This is a genomic window from Pseudovibrio sp. Alg231-02 (assembly GCF_900143565.1).
Lineage (GTDB): Bacteria > Pseudomonadota > Alphaproteobacteria > Rhizobiales > Stappiaceae > Pseudovibrio.
On record NZ_FREX01000001.1, the window covers coordinates 907805 to 922437 of the forward strand.

Consider the following 14633-nt stretch of genomic DNA (forward strand, 5'->3'; position numbering starts at 1 on the left):
GTTCAATCTGATTGGCGGGCAGCGCGACTGCCCGCAATCCTGCTCTTTGCGCTGCAAGACATTGTCTGCAGCTGTTAATGCACAGTCTTGACCATATCCGGCAGATCCAGCGAGAAGGCTGGTATCTTCACCGCGAAGGACTCCCCCTTTTCAGTTTGCATGCGGTAGTTGCCCGTCATGATGCCTGAAGGGGTATTGAGTGGACAGCCCGACGTGTACTGAAACGACCCACCGGGTTCGATGACTGGCTCCTCACCAACCACACCTGCACCGTTGACTTCCTGCGTGTTGCCGTTGGCGTCGATAATATGCCAGTGGCGAGAGCGCAGTTGGATGGTATCAGAACTCAGGTTCTCAATTGAGACCGTATAGGCCCAGAAGAACTGCTCATCTTCGGGAGTGGACTCCTCAGCAAGATAATACGGTTCGACAGTGATCTGTATATTTCGGGTAACGGCACGATACATAGCACAACCCATTTCTAAGGAAAATTCCACTGCAAATACAACAGCAGTACGCATCCTATTTTTAATAAGTCTAGCCTTTTCACCCCGATCTTCGCAAGAGCAGCGATCTCACACCGAAGGATCTGGGTGGTTCAAAACCATATGTCGAACCATAAAAACGCGAGAAATGGCCGAAAGTGTGCAGATCGCAGCAAAAGTCCACGCAACCCATGAGAAGTAAGTGGGGAACAAGCAAAATGCGACGAAGACACCAATGGTTTCAAAGCCTTCAGCGAGCCCTCCCAGATAATAGAAGGACTTTTTGCCTCGCAATGAGGTTTGCATGCCCAACTTCTGTGCCAGCGTTGCAAATGCAAGGAATGTGGAACCGTTAATGTAAAAGCTGAAAAGCAGGGCTGCCGCAGCCAAAGCGTTCTGCTCAGGCGCGACAAAGGCAAAGGCCAGTGGGATTGCACCGTAGAAGATGAAGTCGAATGTGATGTCGTAAAACCCGCCGAGATGTGTGGACCCCGCCGCTCTGGCAATGGCACCATCCAACCCGTCTGCAAAGCGATTGAGCAAGATAAACAGCAGAGCTGTATTAAATTGCCCAGCGGCCACCGCCGCCCCCGCCGCAAGGCCAAACCCAAGCCCGACCAAGGTCACTGCATTTGCAGTAATCCCCAGATCTGCCAGCGCTTTTCCCATTCTATTGAGAAGTGGGTCTATATAGCCGCGGAGTTTTGCATCAAACATATCGTATCCTATCAGATATGCTTTTCGTCTTAGGGCTTTTTTTCCAAGGTGCCTATAACAGCCCGCTCGCAATCCACACGCGCGGTGATCAAGATTACTTCATCAGAACTTGATCATGATCTTCAGCGTAAGTAGTTCTGCCGACGGGTAATCTTACTCGCGGTTTTTCCGCAATTTTTCCAACTCAACCATCAGATCAAGTTTCAGGTCTTTGAGTTCACTCAAGACAACCTTTGTCTCTTCATGCACGTTGATACGATCTTGCTCAATATCCTTATCGTGCTCCTGCTGCATTGCTGCAACGATTATACCGATAAACAGGTTCAAAACGGTGAAGGCGGTGCACAATATGAAGGGAATGAAGAACAGCCATGCATTGGGAAAGACCTCCATAACTGGCCGAACGATCCCCATACTCCAGCTTTCCAGTGTCATGATCTGGAACAGCGAGTAGGCCGATGCTCCGATTGAGCCGAACCATTCGGGAAACACCAAGCCGTACAAGCGCGTGGCCATTACGGAGAAGACATAAAAGACAAGAGCCATGAGCAGGACGATTGAGCCCATGCCCGGAAGTGCTAGGATCAACCCACCAATGACACTTCGCAGAGACGGGACAACCGAAATAAGCCTCAAAATCCTCAGGATCCTGAGCGAACGCAGAATGGTCGCCGGGCCAGTTGCCGGGATGACTGCAATCGTGATGATGAAGAAATCGAAGAGGTTCCATGGCCCCTTAAAGAAACCCGGACCAAACGCGATGATACGCAGTGTCAGTTCAACAACAAAAATTACAAGGATCAACTCATCAAGAAAGCGCAGTATGGGGCCGTACTTGGCAATAAGCATCTGGCTTGTATCCAAGCCAAGGACAACAGCGTTCAACGCGATTATACTTATGATTGTGAATTCCCATTGGCGGCTTTCAATGATGGATCGCAACTTCGCCCGCATTTCGACACTTGACCTCACATTTCGAATTTGGGCCCACCCTAAGTAATTATCTGATGGTTTCAAGTTGAAAGGGGCCAGCAAAATATTGACTGGTATAGATGAAGAAATCGCCAAGAACTTCAGGTAGTAAAATCAAAACAACACTACCAAAATTAACTTATAGTTTTCATGGGCTTGATCATTTCCACAAGAACTAACAAAAAATTGCATAAATTTTGTAGAAATTGCGGGTATTGCTCAACACCAGAGCCAAAACCTCCTGAATGTACGATCTGAAGAGTTAAAAGGCTGAGGTTGACACCCGTCAAATGACCCTGGCTTGACCATTGCAATTGCAGCTTCTCCCTCTCCTCATGCCGCTTTGGTACATGGATGATCTTGTTTAGAGCACTCTCTGCAACTCATAAAACTCTGTATGCCTACTGGCAGATACAACCTAGGCTATTTTGAGAAGCGGCAGAGACGCCTTCTGAAGGACTGCGCACCAAGTGCTGGTGTTGGTGCGCTGAGGTGCCTCCATGTTGCACAAAGACCGTCGTCTACGATCTGGGAGTCCGCACTAGGTCAACTCTGCTGTTTTCTTATGAGGGGCCTTACGATTGCGTCTCAGCTTCGCAACATCTTGCCGCAAAGTCCTGAGCTCTTTCATAATCGCATTTGCTTCCATTCGCACATAATGGTGATGCTCTTCCACATCCCTCTCATGCTCTTCCTCCATTGCTGCAACAATGACGCCGATGAACAAGTTCAGGACTGTTAATGCAGTGGTCAGAATGAACGGTATGAAGAACAACCAGGCATTCGGATAGACATCCATGACTGGGCGGACGATTGCATCACTCCACCCCTCCAGCGTCATAATCTGGAACAGAGAATAAGCGGAAGCGCCGATCGTTCCAAACCATTCCGGGAAGGTCTCGCCGTAGAGCTGCGTCGCCATGACAGAGAACACATAGTAGACCAGAGAGAGAAGCAACATGATTGAGCCCATCCCTGGCAATGCCAAGACCAGCCCTCCGATCACGCGCCTCAGCGATGGGACGACCGAGATGAGCCGCAGAACACGAAGGATTCTCAGTGACCGCAGTATCGCTGCCGGACCCGTGGCCGGAATAAGCGCAATGCTTACGATAAAGAAGTCGAAGAGATTCCAGGCTCCTCGGAAAAAGCGGAAGCCATATGCAAACACGCGAAGAGAAATCTCAATCACGTATATGCCGACTACGATATCGTCCAATGTGCGGAGTATTGGGCCGTAATGTTGTTGAACAGTCTGGCTGGTTTCAACCCCTAAAGTTATCGCATTCAGGGCGATGATAGATATGATCGTGTATTCCCAAGCCTTACTTTCAATGATCGCACGAAGTTTTTTTCGCATCGTCCACATGTCCAGACATTACGTTAGGGAATGACGATTTAAACTCTGAAACCAGTTGTTTTTATGTTTCTTCAATAACGAACTCAGAAAAACATCAGGAAAGAGAACAGTTCATTATGCTTGGGTCTAAAAATATACTTCACTCTTAGACAACTCTGAAGTTCGAGTAAGCATTTTTGTTTCTGTCGTACTACTTGGAGAACCAATATGAAAGGCTGATTGGCGGAAGATAACTGCAATGATGGTGACCTGAGAGCGAGTATCAAATGATAAAAACGACCAAGGATGACATAACCCGGTTTGTAATTGCGCAGGACCCGGTTTTCTCAGAAGTGGTGCAGGAGCTCTCACAAGGCCGGAAGACCTCACATTGGATCTGGTTTATCTTTCCTCAATTACGTGAACTGGGCAGTTCTTCAACCGCACACTTCTTTGGCATTACCGATCTTGAAGAAGCTCAGCGATATCTTGCTTATCCTCTGCTGGCCGCACGATTACGTGGCTGCTGCGGGTTGCTTCTCAAGCATACCGATCTCACTTCCAAGCAAATCCTTGGCGAAATAGACCGCTTGAAGGTGCGCAGCTGTGCAACCCTTTTTGCATATGTTGCTGATGATCCAACAGTGTTTCATCAATTACTCGATCAGTTCTATAACGGGCAGCCGTGCAACCTCACGATGGACGCTCTCGGGTTGCCTTGGAACGCTTAGTTTCTCTGCGTTCCTATCACTATTGGGCGCTCTTTCTTTCTCCCCGATGACGCACAATGCCATGCTCCGTTTTTCGCCAGTAATGCGGTTTTATGGCAAACTCAATGAGAGCTTTGTAAGAGGCAATGCAACCAAGAACCCAATAGAATGGAATGCTTGCAATCTCCCAGGTGCGTGCCCGAAAGCCACGCTTTGCACTACCTTGTAGGACCGTGACAACAGTGCCACCGAGACCAAAGAGAAAACAAAACATGGCATAGATACTGAAGGCATCAAATGCCTGCAGTCCGGTGTTGTAAAAGTTCAAACTAAGCTTTCCAAACATGAGCGCAGTCAAGGGAGCTGCCCAAAGGCACAGCATGCCGCCAAAGAACGTCAGGAGCAGTAAAGCAAAGTTTGTCACGCCGAGTTGCTTGTAGGTCAACATTGGATTGCGCAGATGCACAGCGAGCGTTTGTATCCAACCTTTATGCCAGCGTGTGCGTTGATGGAGCCATGCTGTGAGCGTAAGCGGTGCTTCCTCAAAGGTGGAACTGTTTAGCGTGCGGGTCTTAAATCCCTGCCGCGCAAACCTGACTGCCAGATCAGCATCTTCAGTCACATTAAACGGATCCCAGCCACCAACCTTCCGCAATGCACTGACACGGAAGTGGTTGGAGGTCCCGCCTAAAGGCAGCAAAAGGTTTTTGCGGGACAAGAATGGCAGGAAGACATCGAAAAGTGCAGCGTATTCAAAGGCAAACTGGCGGACCAACCAGCTTTCTTCGGCATGATCAATGGACAATGCGGCCTGTAAGCAAGCGACATCATGGCCCTCAAGAGCGAACTGGCAGATGGCCTTTTTTAGTTGTTGTGGCTCAGGCCTGTCCTCGGCGTCAAATACCGTCACAAACTCACCTTTCGTCGCGGCAAGACCAACGGACAGCGCACGGGGTTTGGTCTGGGGTTTTCCGGGAGGCAGGATGATCATCCGCATTGATTTTTTCAGCAGTTTGCGGAGATTTTTCTGTGTCAGCTCATCGTCCTGCTCAACCAGAAAGATCACATCGAGCGCGTCTTTCGGGTAATCCAACGCATCTAACCCATCGACCAGTTGGCGACAGATTGCTGCCTCCTTGTAAAGAGGGACAAGGACGGTGTAGTGCGGCCATTTATCCAGCTTTGGGACCGTAAACTCTTGCCGGTCAGAATAAGTGAAAAATGACGCAAGGCGAAGCAACCCTGTGACACCGAGTGACAAGGTCAGCAGGATAAAAAGGCCCCATAAAAATGCATCAAACGCGAAGCCGGCTGCACCGAGGAAGATGATTGGGGTGACTGTCAGCAGCTTTCGTTGCGAAGGCAAAAAGCGATACACTGCCGACATCGAAACATCGTCTTGTGCCAAGGCGTTGGAGCTGGCAGTCGTTACCGTCAATGCCTTTTGGTATTGCGGTGTCACCACCACAATCTTGCTCGTGGCTTCATCGAAATAACCAAGAGCCCGCTCAAAAGCCTCAAGCTGGTGGCCAAGTGGGGCTGCTGCGAAGACGACCTTTTGATTGAGGTCCAGTGCCGGTACGAACAAAATTCCTTCAGTTTCAAATGGCTTTAGCTTCTCATCGATTGGAGCGATTGCTGACAGGCTGCCATCAGACGCATAGCGAATGTTCATTTTGCCGGAAATTCCCCAGTAGAACACTGAGGCATCCAGAAATCCTTGTTCAATCAGGTAATTACTGATGCACTTGTCTTCCTTCGAGATCCTCGACTTTGCGAAATCAATCAAGGCATCAGAGCAATTGCATTGCAACAGCACGTCGCGTTCCAGCGCGTTCTTCAAGCGTACAAATTCAGGAACATATCGTTCTTTGAGTGAAGATCTGGAGACACTCTTGATAAGAGGCCCAGCTCTTTCATAAGGAGAAGGATCATCGGCGGACTGCTCAAGGGGGGTAATCGCTGTCATACGGCTTCGCAGAGCTTGTCCCGCTTCAACAGAACGTGCGCTTTCAATGCGGCCAATCGATAGAGCTAAAGAGCGTAGAGTGTTCGCCTGACGCACAGAAAATGGCAGCCCGTTAGCTGCTGATATCTCGCTATATTCCTGATCTCTCCCTGTTAATCTAGGAGGCTCATCTTCGGTTACAGGTCTTCCCCTTACGCAGACATTCACTTAGTATCTCCTTGAGAACTTCCCGTTAGGCTTACGCTCTGTTGCAAACTGGATTGGATAACTTTTGCGTTTCCCCGTATTCTTCATATTGCTGATTTTATGTAGTGCCCAGCCGCTCATTTTCGCGGCGTCAAATGCTATGGCACAGAATGCAAATGGCTCGGATAGCTGGGAGGTTTCCCAGAGCTCTCCATTGTTGGGAGGGGGAAACAGTGGCTCGGAAATTGGAGTAAAGTCCCGATCAGACCCGTCATCGGTAGTTATCCCTTTATTTTCTGGCGGACAGTCTGGTCTAGCGACAACCGGCAAGGCGCCGGAGCGGATCCGTTTCATTGCTGCAGATAACTTTCCACCCTTCATTTTTCGAGATAGTGAAGAGCGTTTGATGGGTTACAATGTGGATCTTGCCCGCGAGATCTGTCAGAGCCTCAAGGCTGCCTGCAGTCTCAAGATCATTCCGTTTAACCACTTGGCCAATACTGTGTTTAATGGCGAAGCAGACGCTGTCATTGCCGGAGTGAGCATGACACCAGAAACCCTTGAGAAACTGTCGTTTTCTCAGATCTACATGCGATTTCCGGGGCGCTTTGTCGTGGGCAGGAACAGCACACTGGAACCTCTGCCAGAAACACTGGGTGGAAAGCGCATTGCAGTTGTGGAAGGCTCGCGCCATGAGGCATTTTTGGAGCGGTTCTTTACAGACGCAGTTGCAGTCCCATTTGAAAATGAAGAGCTTGCCCGCAATGCTTTGTCCAGGTCAAATGTGGACGCTCTGTTTGGCGATGGGATGAGGCTGTCATTCTGGTTGGATACGCGGACTGCCGACGGATGCTGCAAGTTTGCAGGAGGGCCGTGGCTGGACCCGAGCTACTTTAGCGGTGGATTGGCGATTGCAACAAAGGCAGGCAATACCAAGATGTTGAATGCGATCAATCTTGGTCTTACCCGCCTTCAATCCAACGGTCGTCTCGGGGAACTCTATCTCAGATATTTCCCGCGTGGCTTCTTCTGATCATCCTTGTTTCGGCGTGCCATCTTTATTGACACGACTGGAAAGCCAGCCTTGCACATGCGCTAAGGCTTTGAAGGGCAACAGTAATGACCAGCCTAACTGGCGAGGTTCTTTGCCCTGAAATTCACTCAGACCGAAGGTGATATTCTCCTGACCGCCCTTAGGATCATTCACATAAGTGGAGAACAAACGATCCCACCAAGGGAAGTTGAAGCCGTAGTTACTATCGGTTTCGATGGGTCGGGTGGAATGGTGGATGCGGTGCATGTCAGGTGTCACGATCATCCAGCGCAAGATGCGATCTGCTTTGTCAGAGAGTTTGATGTTGGCGTGGTTGAACATGGCGGCTGCGTTGAGGACAACTTCAAAAATCACCACAGAGAGAACAGGTGCGCCGAGGAGTGCGACGACGATCACTTTCCAGAGCATGGAGACTGCAATTTCCAGCGGATGGAAGCGAAGAGCCGTTGTGACATCAAAGCGTGGATCTGTGTGATGAACCTTATGCAAATGCCATAGAAACGGGACTTTATGGCTCGCGACATGCATGGCCCAGACCGCAAAATCGAGCGCAAAAAACGCGATTACGCCCGCTATAACTGGGTCAACTGCCAGCCAGTGCGCGAGACCAAACCCCTCCACGTGTGCCCAGTAAGCCGTTGATACTGCTGCAAAAGGCAAAGCGAACCGTAGCATCAGAGTGTTGATTATCGACAGGAGAAGGTTGGTTGACCATCGTCGTGGCCGCTCCTGGCTCTCTGAACGCCTTGGAATGAAGATTTCCAAGAATGCGAACACTAAGAATGCGCCCGCAAATATTCCCAGGCGAATGACGCCTTCTTCCATGATGAATTCCGTTCGATTAGCGCGTATTTCCTACGCATTTATATTAGATAATTTGAATATGGGTCTTATTGAAGACGGGGACAAGTAAATTTCCTGTCACTTTTGTCGTGAAAGAGGCGCTAAAATAGCTTCATGACTGAGATTTTATGGACACGTCCTGAAGGTGAGTGCCATGGCACTCTTGTGTTGGCTCATGGTGCGGGTGCGCCGATGGATGCCAATTTTATGAACCGGTTTGCGGAAGCTGCGGCTGCGAATGGCATTGCTGTTGCACGGTTTGAGTTTGCTTACATGGCGAGGCGCCGAGAGACAGGCAAGAAGGCTCCTCCTCCGCGGGCGGACAAACTCATAGGCGAATTTCAGAGCGCTATGCAGGATATTCTTGAACAAACTCAAGGCCCTGTCCTGATTGGGGGCAAGTCCATGGGTGGGCGCGTTGCAGCTATGCTGGCTGGTGGAGAGAGCCTGCCGAAGCGTATTGCGGGCGTTGTGTGCCTTGGGTATCCGTTCCATACAGAAGCGAAGAAAGAGCTGGCGGACTGGCGGCTTGAGCCGTTGCAGAAATCGACTCGTCCTATCTTGATAGCGCAGGGTGACCGGGATCAGATGGGGCACCAGGCTGAGGTGGAAGCTGTTGATTTACCTGAGTTTGTTCGGCTTTTCTGGTTGGAGGATGGAAACCACGACCTTGCCCCGCGCGGTGCTTCTCCCGCGACCTGGAAAGGCAATATTGAACAATCTGCCAGAGAGACCGCAGAGTTCTTTAAGTCACTGATTTCCTGATAGTATTTTGCCCTTCACCTTGTTGTGCGGGGCTTTTTTTTGCTCGATTTATTGCGGAGTGGTTGAAGTGAGTGATGCTGTTTGGACGGCGCGTCAAAGCGGTTGGGTTCCCAAGTCGGATGATGCGCGGACACCCTATGACGTGGATTATGCCCGCATCGTTCATTCTCATGCCTTTCGCCGCCTGCAGGGGAAAACCCAGATCCTCAATCTGGGTGATAGCGACTTTTATCGCACGCGCCTGACACATACGCTGGAAGTGGCACAGATCGCCTCGGGCATTACCCGGCAGTTCCGGGCGTTCTTCAAGGATCATCCGGCTTACGACTACATTCCTGAGGAAAGCCTCGTAAAAACAATCAGTTATTGCCATGACATCGGACATCCACCTTTTGGGCATGGGGGTGAAGTGGCACTGAATTACTGCATGCGCGAGGCTGGTGGCTATGAAGGCAATGGCCAGACCCTGCGCATTGTTTCAAAGCTGGAGAAGATGTCGGAGAAGCATGGGGCTGATCTGACGCGGCGGGCATTGCTTGGCATGATGAAGTATCCGGTGGCGTTCTCAAAGGTCCATAATCCTGAGTTATCCCCGCGGCTTAACCCCAACACCTCCACAGTGAGCCTGATTGACCGGAAGCGCTCTGCTCCGCCCAAGTGTTTTATGGATGGGGAACAAGAGATCGTCGACTGGGCGTTGACACCACTCTCTGAGCGGGATCGCTCACTGTTCTGCAGCTTTATGCGCAAGGACGGTAAGCACGGGAAATCTCGTTTTAAATCATGGGATTGTTCCATCATGGATCTGGCTGATGACATTGCCTATGGGGTCCATGACTTTGAAGATGCAATTGCTTTGGGGCTGGTTCGGGAAGAGCAGTTCCGGGAGGATATCTCTGCAGACGTTTGCGCGGCATTTTTGGATGATCTGATCGAGAGCAATCCGAAGAAATATTCTGGCAATGCCTACGAACAAATGATTGCCGGGCTGTTCGGCAATGCTAATCGGCGAAAGCAGTTCATCGGAAAGCTCGTTCACTTCTTCATTGTGGCTGTTCAGATCAAGGCGCAGGAGGCTTTCAGCGAACCACTTTTGAAGTACAAGGCTGTTCTGCCAGAAGGGCATGCCAAGGTACTGGATGCGCTGAAAGGCTTTGTGTTTGAACGGGTTATTCAGGCGCCGAATGTTCAGCATCTTGAGTTCAAAGGGCAGACTATGGTGGTGGCTGTCTTTGAGACGCTTATGAGCGAGCCCAAGGCGTTCTTACCGGAAGATGTTTATGCTGACTTCGTTGAGACTGAAGACGGTTCACGGATCGTCTGTGATTACGTTGCCAGCATGACCGACATGATGCTTCTAAAAACCTACGACCGGTTATTCAGCCCGCGCATGGGATCGATATTCGACCGCGTTTAGTCAAGGTTCTCATTCAATATCAACGAGTTAAAGAAAAACGCTGCCAGTGATTTTCTGGCAGCGTTTTTTTGTGCGTTGGTTTGCGTTTTTTACGCTTTTCCTGAGCTATTGTGCCATTCAGCATTCATGTTCATTCACACTGCCTGCCACAACTTTTTGTCTGAGCGAATTCTTGTCGCTCGATTGAATCCAACCAAGCGGAACGCGCTTTAGTCCTCGAACACCTTGTTCGCGTCCAGCTCATAATCCTTAGAGCAGAAGTCGCACTTGATGTGGACGGTTCCTTCCGCTTTCATCTCGGTTTTGTCTGCCTCAGAAAAGTTCTGCATCATGGCAGTGATCTTTTCTTCAGAGCAGGTGCATTTATCTGACATCTCCTGCGGGGAGAAGACGGATGCACCACGTTCGTGGAACAAGCGGTACAGAAGACCTTCGACAGTAAGGCTTGGATCGATGAGCTCATCATCTTTTACGGTCTCGACCAGCGAGCGCGCTTCAACCCAGGCGTCATCTTCGTCAATCTCATGAGCTTCATGTCCTTCCGGTGCATCGCCCGGATGGATGTCGGCCTGTTTGAGACGATCCAGAGACTGAGGCAGGAACTGAACCATGATGCCGCCAGCAGCCCAGGAGTGATCAGCGCCACCCTCTTCGGCTTTGGTCAACACTTCAGCCACGCCAAGGCGGACGAATGTCGGGATCTGCTCTGACTTTTGGAAGTACTCGTGAGCAGCCTCTTCCAAGGTGGTGCCGTTCAGGACCACGATCCCCTGATAGCGACTGGTGTGTGCGCCCTGATCAATGGTGAAGGCCAGATGGCCTTTGCCGAGCAGGTGGTCTGGTTTGAAACCATCTTTGGCTGCAACTTCGGCGACCTTGTCTTCGCTGAACTGCGCCATAGCACGCAGCCCGTCAGGCGCGTTGAAATCAACAACGAGCGTGGAGACTGCACCGTCGGTCTGGGCTTGCAAGGTCAGGCGACCTTCGAATTTGAGGGTACTGCCAAGCATGGCTGTCAGGACAATTGCCTCTGACAGCAGCTTGTTGACTGGCGCAGGGTACTTGTGCCGCGCCAGCATAGAGTTCAGCACCGGCCCCATATTGATAACCCGACCGCGAACGTCCAATGCTTCAACAGCAAAAGGAACAACAGCGTCAACGCCAGCGGCGGTCGGTTGAGCAGGTGTATTTGTCATCTTATTCTTTTATCCTTGCACATATCTTTGTCTGAAAACCGGAAAACCACTTTTCAGCGATATGCTTTATCCTTCAGGCAAAGCACCCATGCACCACGCCATAATGCCTTTTTGGGCGTGGAGTCGGTTTTCTGCCTCGTCGAATACCACAGAATGCGGGCCGTCGATTACCTCATTTGTCACTTCTTCCCCACGATGCGCAGGCAGGCAGTGCATAAACAAAGATGAATCGTTGGCTTCGCTCATCAGGCGTTCATTGACCTGATAGGGAGCCAGCAGGTTATGACGCGTTTGTGCTTCGTCATCTCCCATGGACACCCAGCAATCGGTGATAACACAATCACTGTTTTTCACAGCAGCAAACGGGTCGTCTGTCACGACGAGTTCAGCACCGGATGTATAGGCCTTTTCGATCCATTCAAGAGGTACTGTCAGTTCATTTGGTGCGGCGACGTTAATTTTGAAGTCAAACTTTGCTGCCGCTTCGATCCAAGAGTAAAGAACGTTGTTGCTATCGCCCACCCAGGAAACGGTTTTACCCTTAATGCTTCCGCGGTGTTCTTCGAATGTCATAATGTCAGCCATGATCTGACAAGGATGCGAAACCTTGGTCAGGCCGTTGATGACCGGCACGGTAGCGTACTCTGCCAGTTCTCTCACAGCATCATGGTCCAGCATACGGATCATGATCATGTCCACGAAGCGAGACAGCACGCGGGCGGTATCTGGAATGGACTCGCCGCGGCCAAGCTGCATCTCTGCGCCCGTCAACATCAGGGTTTCGCCGCCAAGTTCCCGCATGCCCACATCAAAGGAGATGCGGGTTCTGGTGGAAGGCTGCTCAAAGACCATGGCGAGCACTTTGCCTGCCAATGGCCCCTGCCCGCGATGAACGCCATTGCGGGTGGCTTTGATCTGATTGGAGACCTGCATAATCTGGCGAAGGTCATCACCGGAAAAATCGCTGATATCGAGAAAGTGCTGTGGTTTTGTCATAGTGGTCATTTGGCAGTCTCGGCAGTTTTCAGCTCGGTTTCCACATCCGCAGCAGCGGCTTCGATTTTTTGGACGAGCATGTCAATTTCTTCAGCGGTAATGATCATTGGTGGCATAATACGGAGCACGTTGTCTCCGGCACCAACTGGCAGCAGGCCGTTGTTGCGCATGTGTGCCAGAACTTGCGTGTTCGGCACTTTGCACTTCAGGCCAAGCATCAGGCCTTCACCGCGCACCAGCTCAAACACATCACTGTGCTGATCAACAGCGCAGGCCAGCTTCTGCTTCAGCTGCAAGCCTTTTTCCTGCACAGCTTCCAGAAAACCCGGTTCCAGAACCGTTTCCAGAACAGCATTCCCAACAGCCATCGCCAGCGGGTTGCCGCCGAAGGTGGTGCCGTGAACGCCCGGAACCATGCCACTGGCTGCTTCATTGGTTGCGAGGAACGCCCCCATTGGGAAGCCGCCGCCGATGCCTTTTGCAATCGCCATCAGATCCGGTGCAACGCCTGCCCATTCATGGGCAAAGAGTTTGCCGGTTCTGCCAACGCCTGTCTGGATCTCATCGTAGATCAGCAACAAGTCATTCTCATCACAGATCTGGCGCAGACCTTTCAGGAAGGCCGGGTCCATGGTGCGGATACCACCTTCACCCTGAACCGGCTCCAGCATGATGGCTGCAGTTTCCGGTCCAACCATCTTCTTAACCGCGTCCAGATCACCAGCGGGCACCTGATCGAACCCTTCTGGCGCGGGGCCAAAGCCTTCGAGGTACTTTTGCTGGCCACCTGCGGCGAGCGCTGCCATGGTTCTGCCGTGGAACGCATTTTCAAAGGTGATAATGCGGTTCTTTTCCGGATTGCCCTTGGCAAAGTGATAGCGCCGTGCGGCCTTCATGGCCCCTTCGGTTGCTTCCGTCCCGGAGTTGGTGAAGAACACAACATCAGCAAAGGTGTTGTCTGTCAGCAGCTTTGCAAGCTTCTCACCCTCTGGAATTGTATAGAGATTGGTGACGTGCCACAGCTTTTCAGCCTGAGACTTCAGCGCCTCAACGAGCTTTGGGTGTGCATGACCCAAGCCGGAGACAGCAATACCCGAGGCACAATCCATGTATCGTCGACCATCAGCCGCAATCAGCCAGACACCTTCCCCACGCTCGAACGCGAGGTCTGAGCGTGCATAAGTCTGCATTAGCGACGAAGTCGTCATTTCTTACTCCTCATGGATTGAGCTTTCTCGATATGCTCAAAAGTCCTGGTTGCTACAAAAACAAAAAAACGCCGTGTGGCGTTTTGAAACTAAGAGAAGCGACATATAAACCGCGTTCCCTCAGGGCAGTCAATAACACGTATTGCCAGCAATACCTTACTCCCGTTCAGGAATTGGCTGCCAGCCTTGTGTCTCTCCCTCTGGTGCAGCTTAAACAGGCTACTACCGGAAGAAGCATGCATTGTGGCATTTTTAGAGGATAGAGTAGAGATTAAATCCCATGCTCTATGACCAGTTTTTTTCCACGGTTCTTAAGGTTTATTCAATACACCTCTAGCGTGTACTACGGCATATGAGAGAGGAGTGCGCTTAGTTCTTGTGTTATGCAATTTGTAGTTTACTAGTGTTTTTTACTAGTTGTTTTTCAGTGGTAAATATATGTATTAAATATCAACGGGGTAACGCTATCAGCTCTTACTTTGTGTTGGAAAGAATGCGGTGGAACTTGGTTTAACAAACAGCTCCTATTCTTTAGATTGATAATCTTCTCCCACCACAAGAAGGCTGTTATAGGTAAGTAGTAGTACGGCAATTCTGGGGAAAACCAGAGTCTTCCCCACCTCAATTCTTTGAGGTTATTGCTCGTATCAACGCCCATATAGTACTGTGTGATAAGAGTTATACACCATCTCGTAGTTACTGAACGCTGCAAGCACACACGCTCAGGTAAGCGGCACTTTCGGATGCGTCCGAACTGAGCGAATGCTGTTTTGCGC

General features: G+C 50.6%; 13 protein-coding genes. 4 read left to right on the forward strand and 9 right to left on the reverse strand.

Annotation, left to right across the window (positions count from 1 at the left end):
• Positions 1-74 precede the first annotated feature (74 nt).
• The 4 genes from apaG to DHN43_RS03975 form a co-directional block, all read right to left on the reverse strand.
• On the reverse strand, positions 75-467 hold the full coding sequence (gene apaG / locus DHN43_RS03960) for a Co2+/Mg2+ efflux protein ApaG (RefSeq protein ID WP_057465027.1): 393 nt from the start codon (positions 465-467) through the stop codon (positions 75-77).
• Positions 468-575: 108 nt separating this feature from the next.
• Entirely contained in the window at positions 576-1202 is a 627-nt protein-coding gene (locus tag DHN43_RS03965; RefSeq protein WP_108817782.1) for a CDP-alcohol phosphatidyltransferase family protein, read from the reverse strand.
• Positions 1203-1355: 153 nt separating this feature from the next.
• The gene (locus tag DHN43_RS03970) at positions 1356-2156 is read right to left on the reverse strand and encodes an ion transporter (protein WP_063287308.1); all 801 of its coding nucleotides are present in this window, start codon (positions 2154-2156) and stop codon (positions 1356-1358) included.
• 559 nt (positions 2157-2715) lie between these two features.
• Positions 2716-3534, reverse strand: coding sequence for an ion transporter (locus DHN43_RS03975; RefSeq protein ID WP_063293855.1), 819 nt, complete (start codon positions 3532-3534; stop codon positions 2716-2718).
• Positions 3535-3800: 266 nt separating this feature from the next.
• Here DHN43_RS03975 and DHN43_RS03980 point away from each other — a divergent pair, with 266 nt between their 5' ends.
• A complete protein-coding gene (locus DHN43_RS03980) occupies positions 3801-4244 on the forward strand; it encodes a DUF1810 domain-containing protein (protein WP_108817783.1) in 444 nt (147 codons plus the stop codon).
• A 19-nt stretch (positions 4245-4263) separates the two neighbouring features.
• Here DHN43_RS03980 and DHN43_RS03985 read toward each other — a convergent pair whose 3' ends face one another.
• The gene (locus tag DHN43_RS03985; protein WP_208994812.1) at positions 4264-6399 is read right to left on the reverse strand and encodes a glycosyltransferase family 2 protein; all 2136 of its coding nucleotides are present in this window, start codon (positions 6397-6399) and stop codon (positions 4264-4266) included.
• A 139-nt stretch (positions 6400-6538) separates the two neighbouring features.
• On the opposite strand from DHN43_RS03985, the gene DHN43_RS03990 reads away from it, so the two are divergent.
• On the forward strand, positions 6539-7411 hold the full coding sequence (locus tag DHN43_RS03990; protein ID WP_057464925.1) for a transporter substrate-binding domain-containing protein: 873 nt from the start codon (positions 6539-6541) through the stop codon (positions 7409-7411).
• Here DHN43_RS03990 and DHN43_RS03995 read toward each other — a convergent pair whose 3' ends face one another.
• Positions 7412-8257 carry a sterol desaturase family protein gene (locus DHN43_RS03995; RefSeq protein ID WP_108817785.1) on the reverse strand — a complete coding sequence of 282 codons (846 nt, stop codon included), beginning with the start codon at positions 8255-8257 and terminating at the stop codon, positions 7412-7414.
• Between the two features lie 132 nt (positions 8258-8389).
• On the opposite strand from DHN43_RS03995, the gene DHN43_RS04000 reads away from it, so the two are divergent.
• Together DHN43_RS04000 and DHN43_RS04005 are read left to right on the forward strand one after the other, a co-directional pair.
• Positions 8390-9040, forward strand: coding sequence for an alpha/beta family hydrolase (locus DHN43_RS04000; RefSeq protein ID WP_057464923.1), 651 nt, complete (start codon positions 8390-8392; stop codon positions 9038-9040).
• Between the two features lie 67 nt (positions 9041-9107).
• Positions 9108-10457, forward strand: coding sequence for an anti-phage deoxyguanosine triphosphatase (locus DHN43_RS04005; RefSeq protein ID WP_108818002.1), 1350 nt, complete (start codon positions 9108-9110; stop codon positions 10455-10457).
• 209 nt (positions 10458-10666) lie between these two features.
• Here DHN43_RS04005 and DHN43_RS04010 read toward each other — a convergent pair whose 3' ends face one another.
• The 3 genes from DHN43_RS04010 to DHN43_RS04020 form a co-directional block, all read right to left on the reverse strand.
• The gene (locus tag DHN43_RS04010) at positions 10667-11653 is read right to left on the reverse strand and encodes an Hsp33 family molecular chaperone (protein ID WP_108817786.1); all 987 of its coding nucleotides are present in this window, start codon (positions 11651-11653) and stop codon (positions 10667-10669) included.
• Positions 11654-11719: 66 nt separating this feature from the next.
• Complete coding sequence (gene argF, locus DHN43_RS04015) at positions 11720-12658, reverse strand: ornithine carbamoyltransferase (RefSeq protein WP_057464921.1); 939 nt, start codon at positions 12656-12658, stop codon at positions 11720-11722.
• Entirely contained in the window at positions 12655-13857 is a 1203-nt protein-coding gene (locus DHN43_RS04020; protein ID WP_063293817.1) for an aspartate aminotransferase family protein, read from the reverse strand. Before DHN43_RS04020 ends, argF begins: the two co-directional genes overlap by 4 nt.
• Positions 13858-14633: the final 776 nt, after the last annotated feature.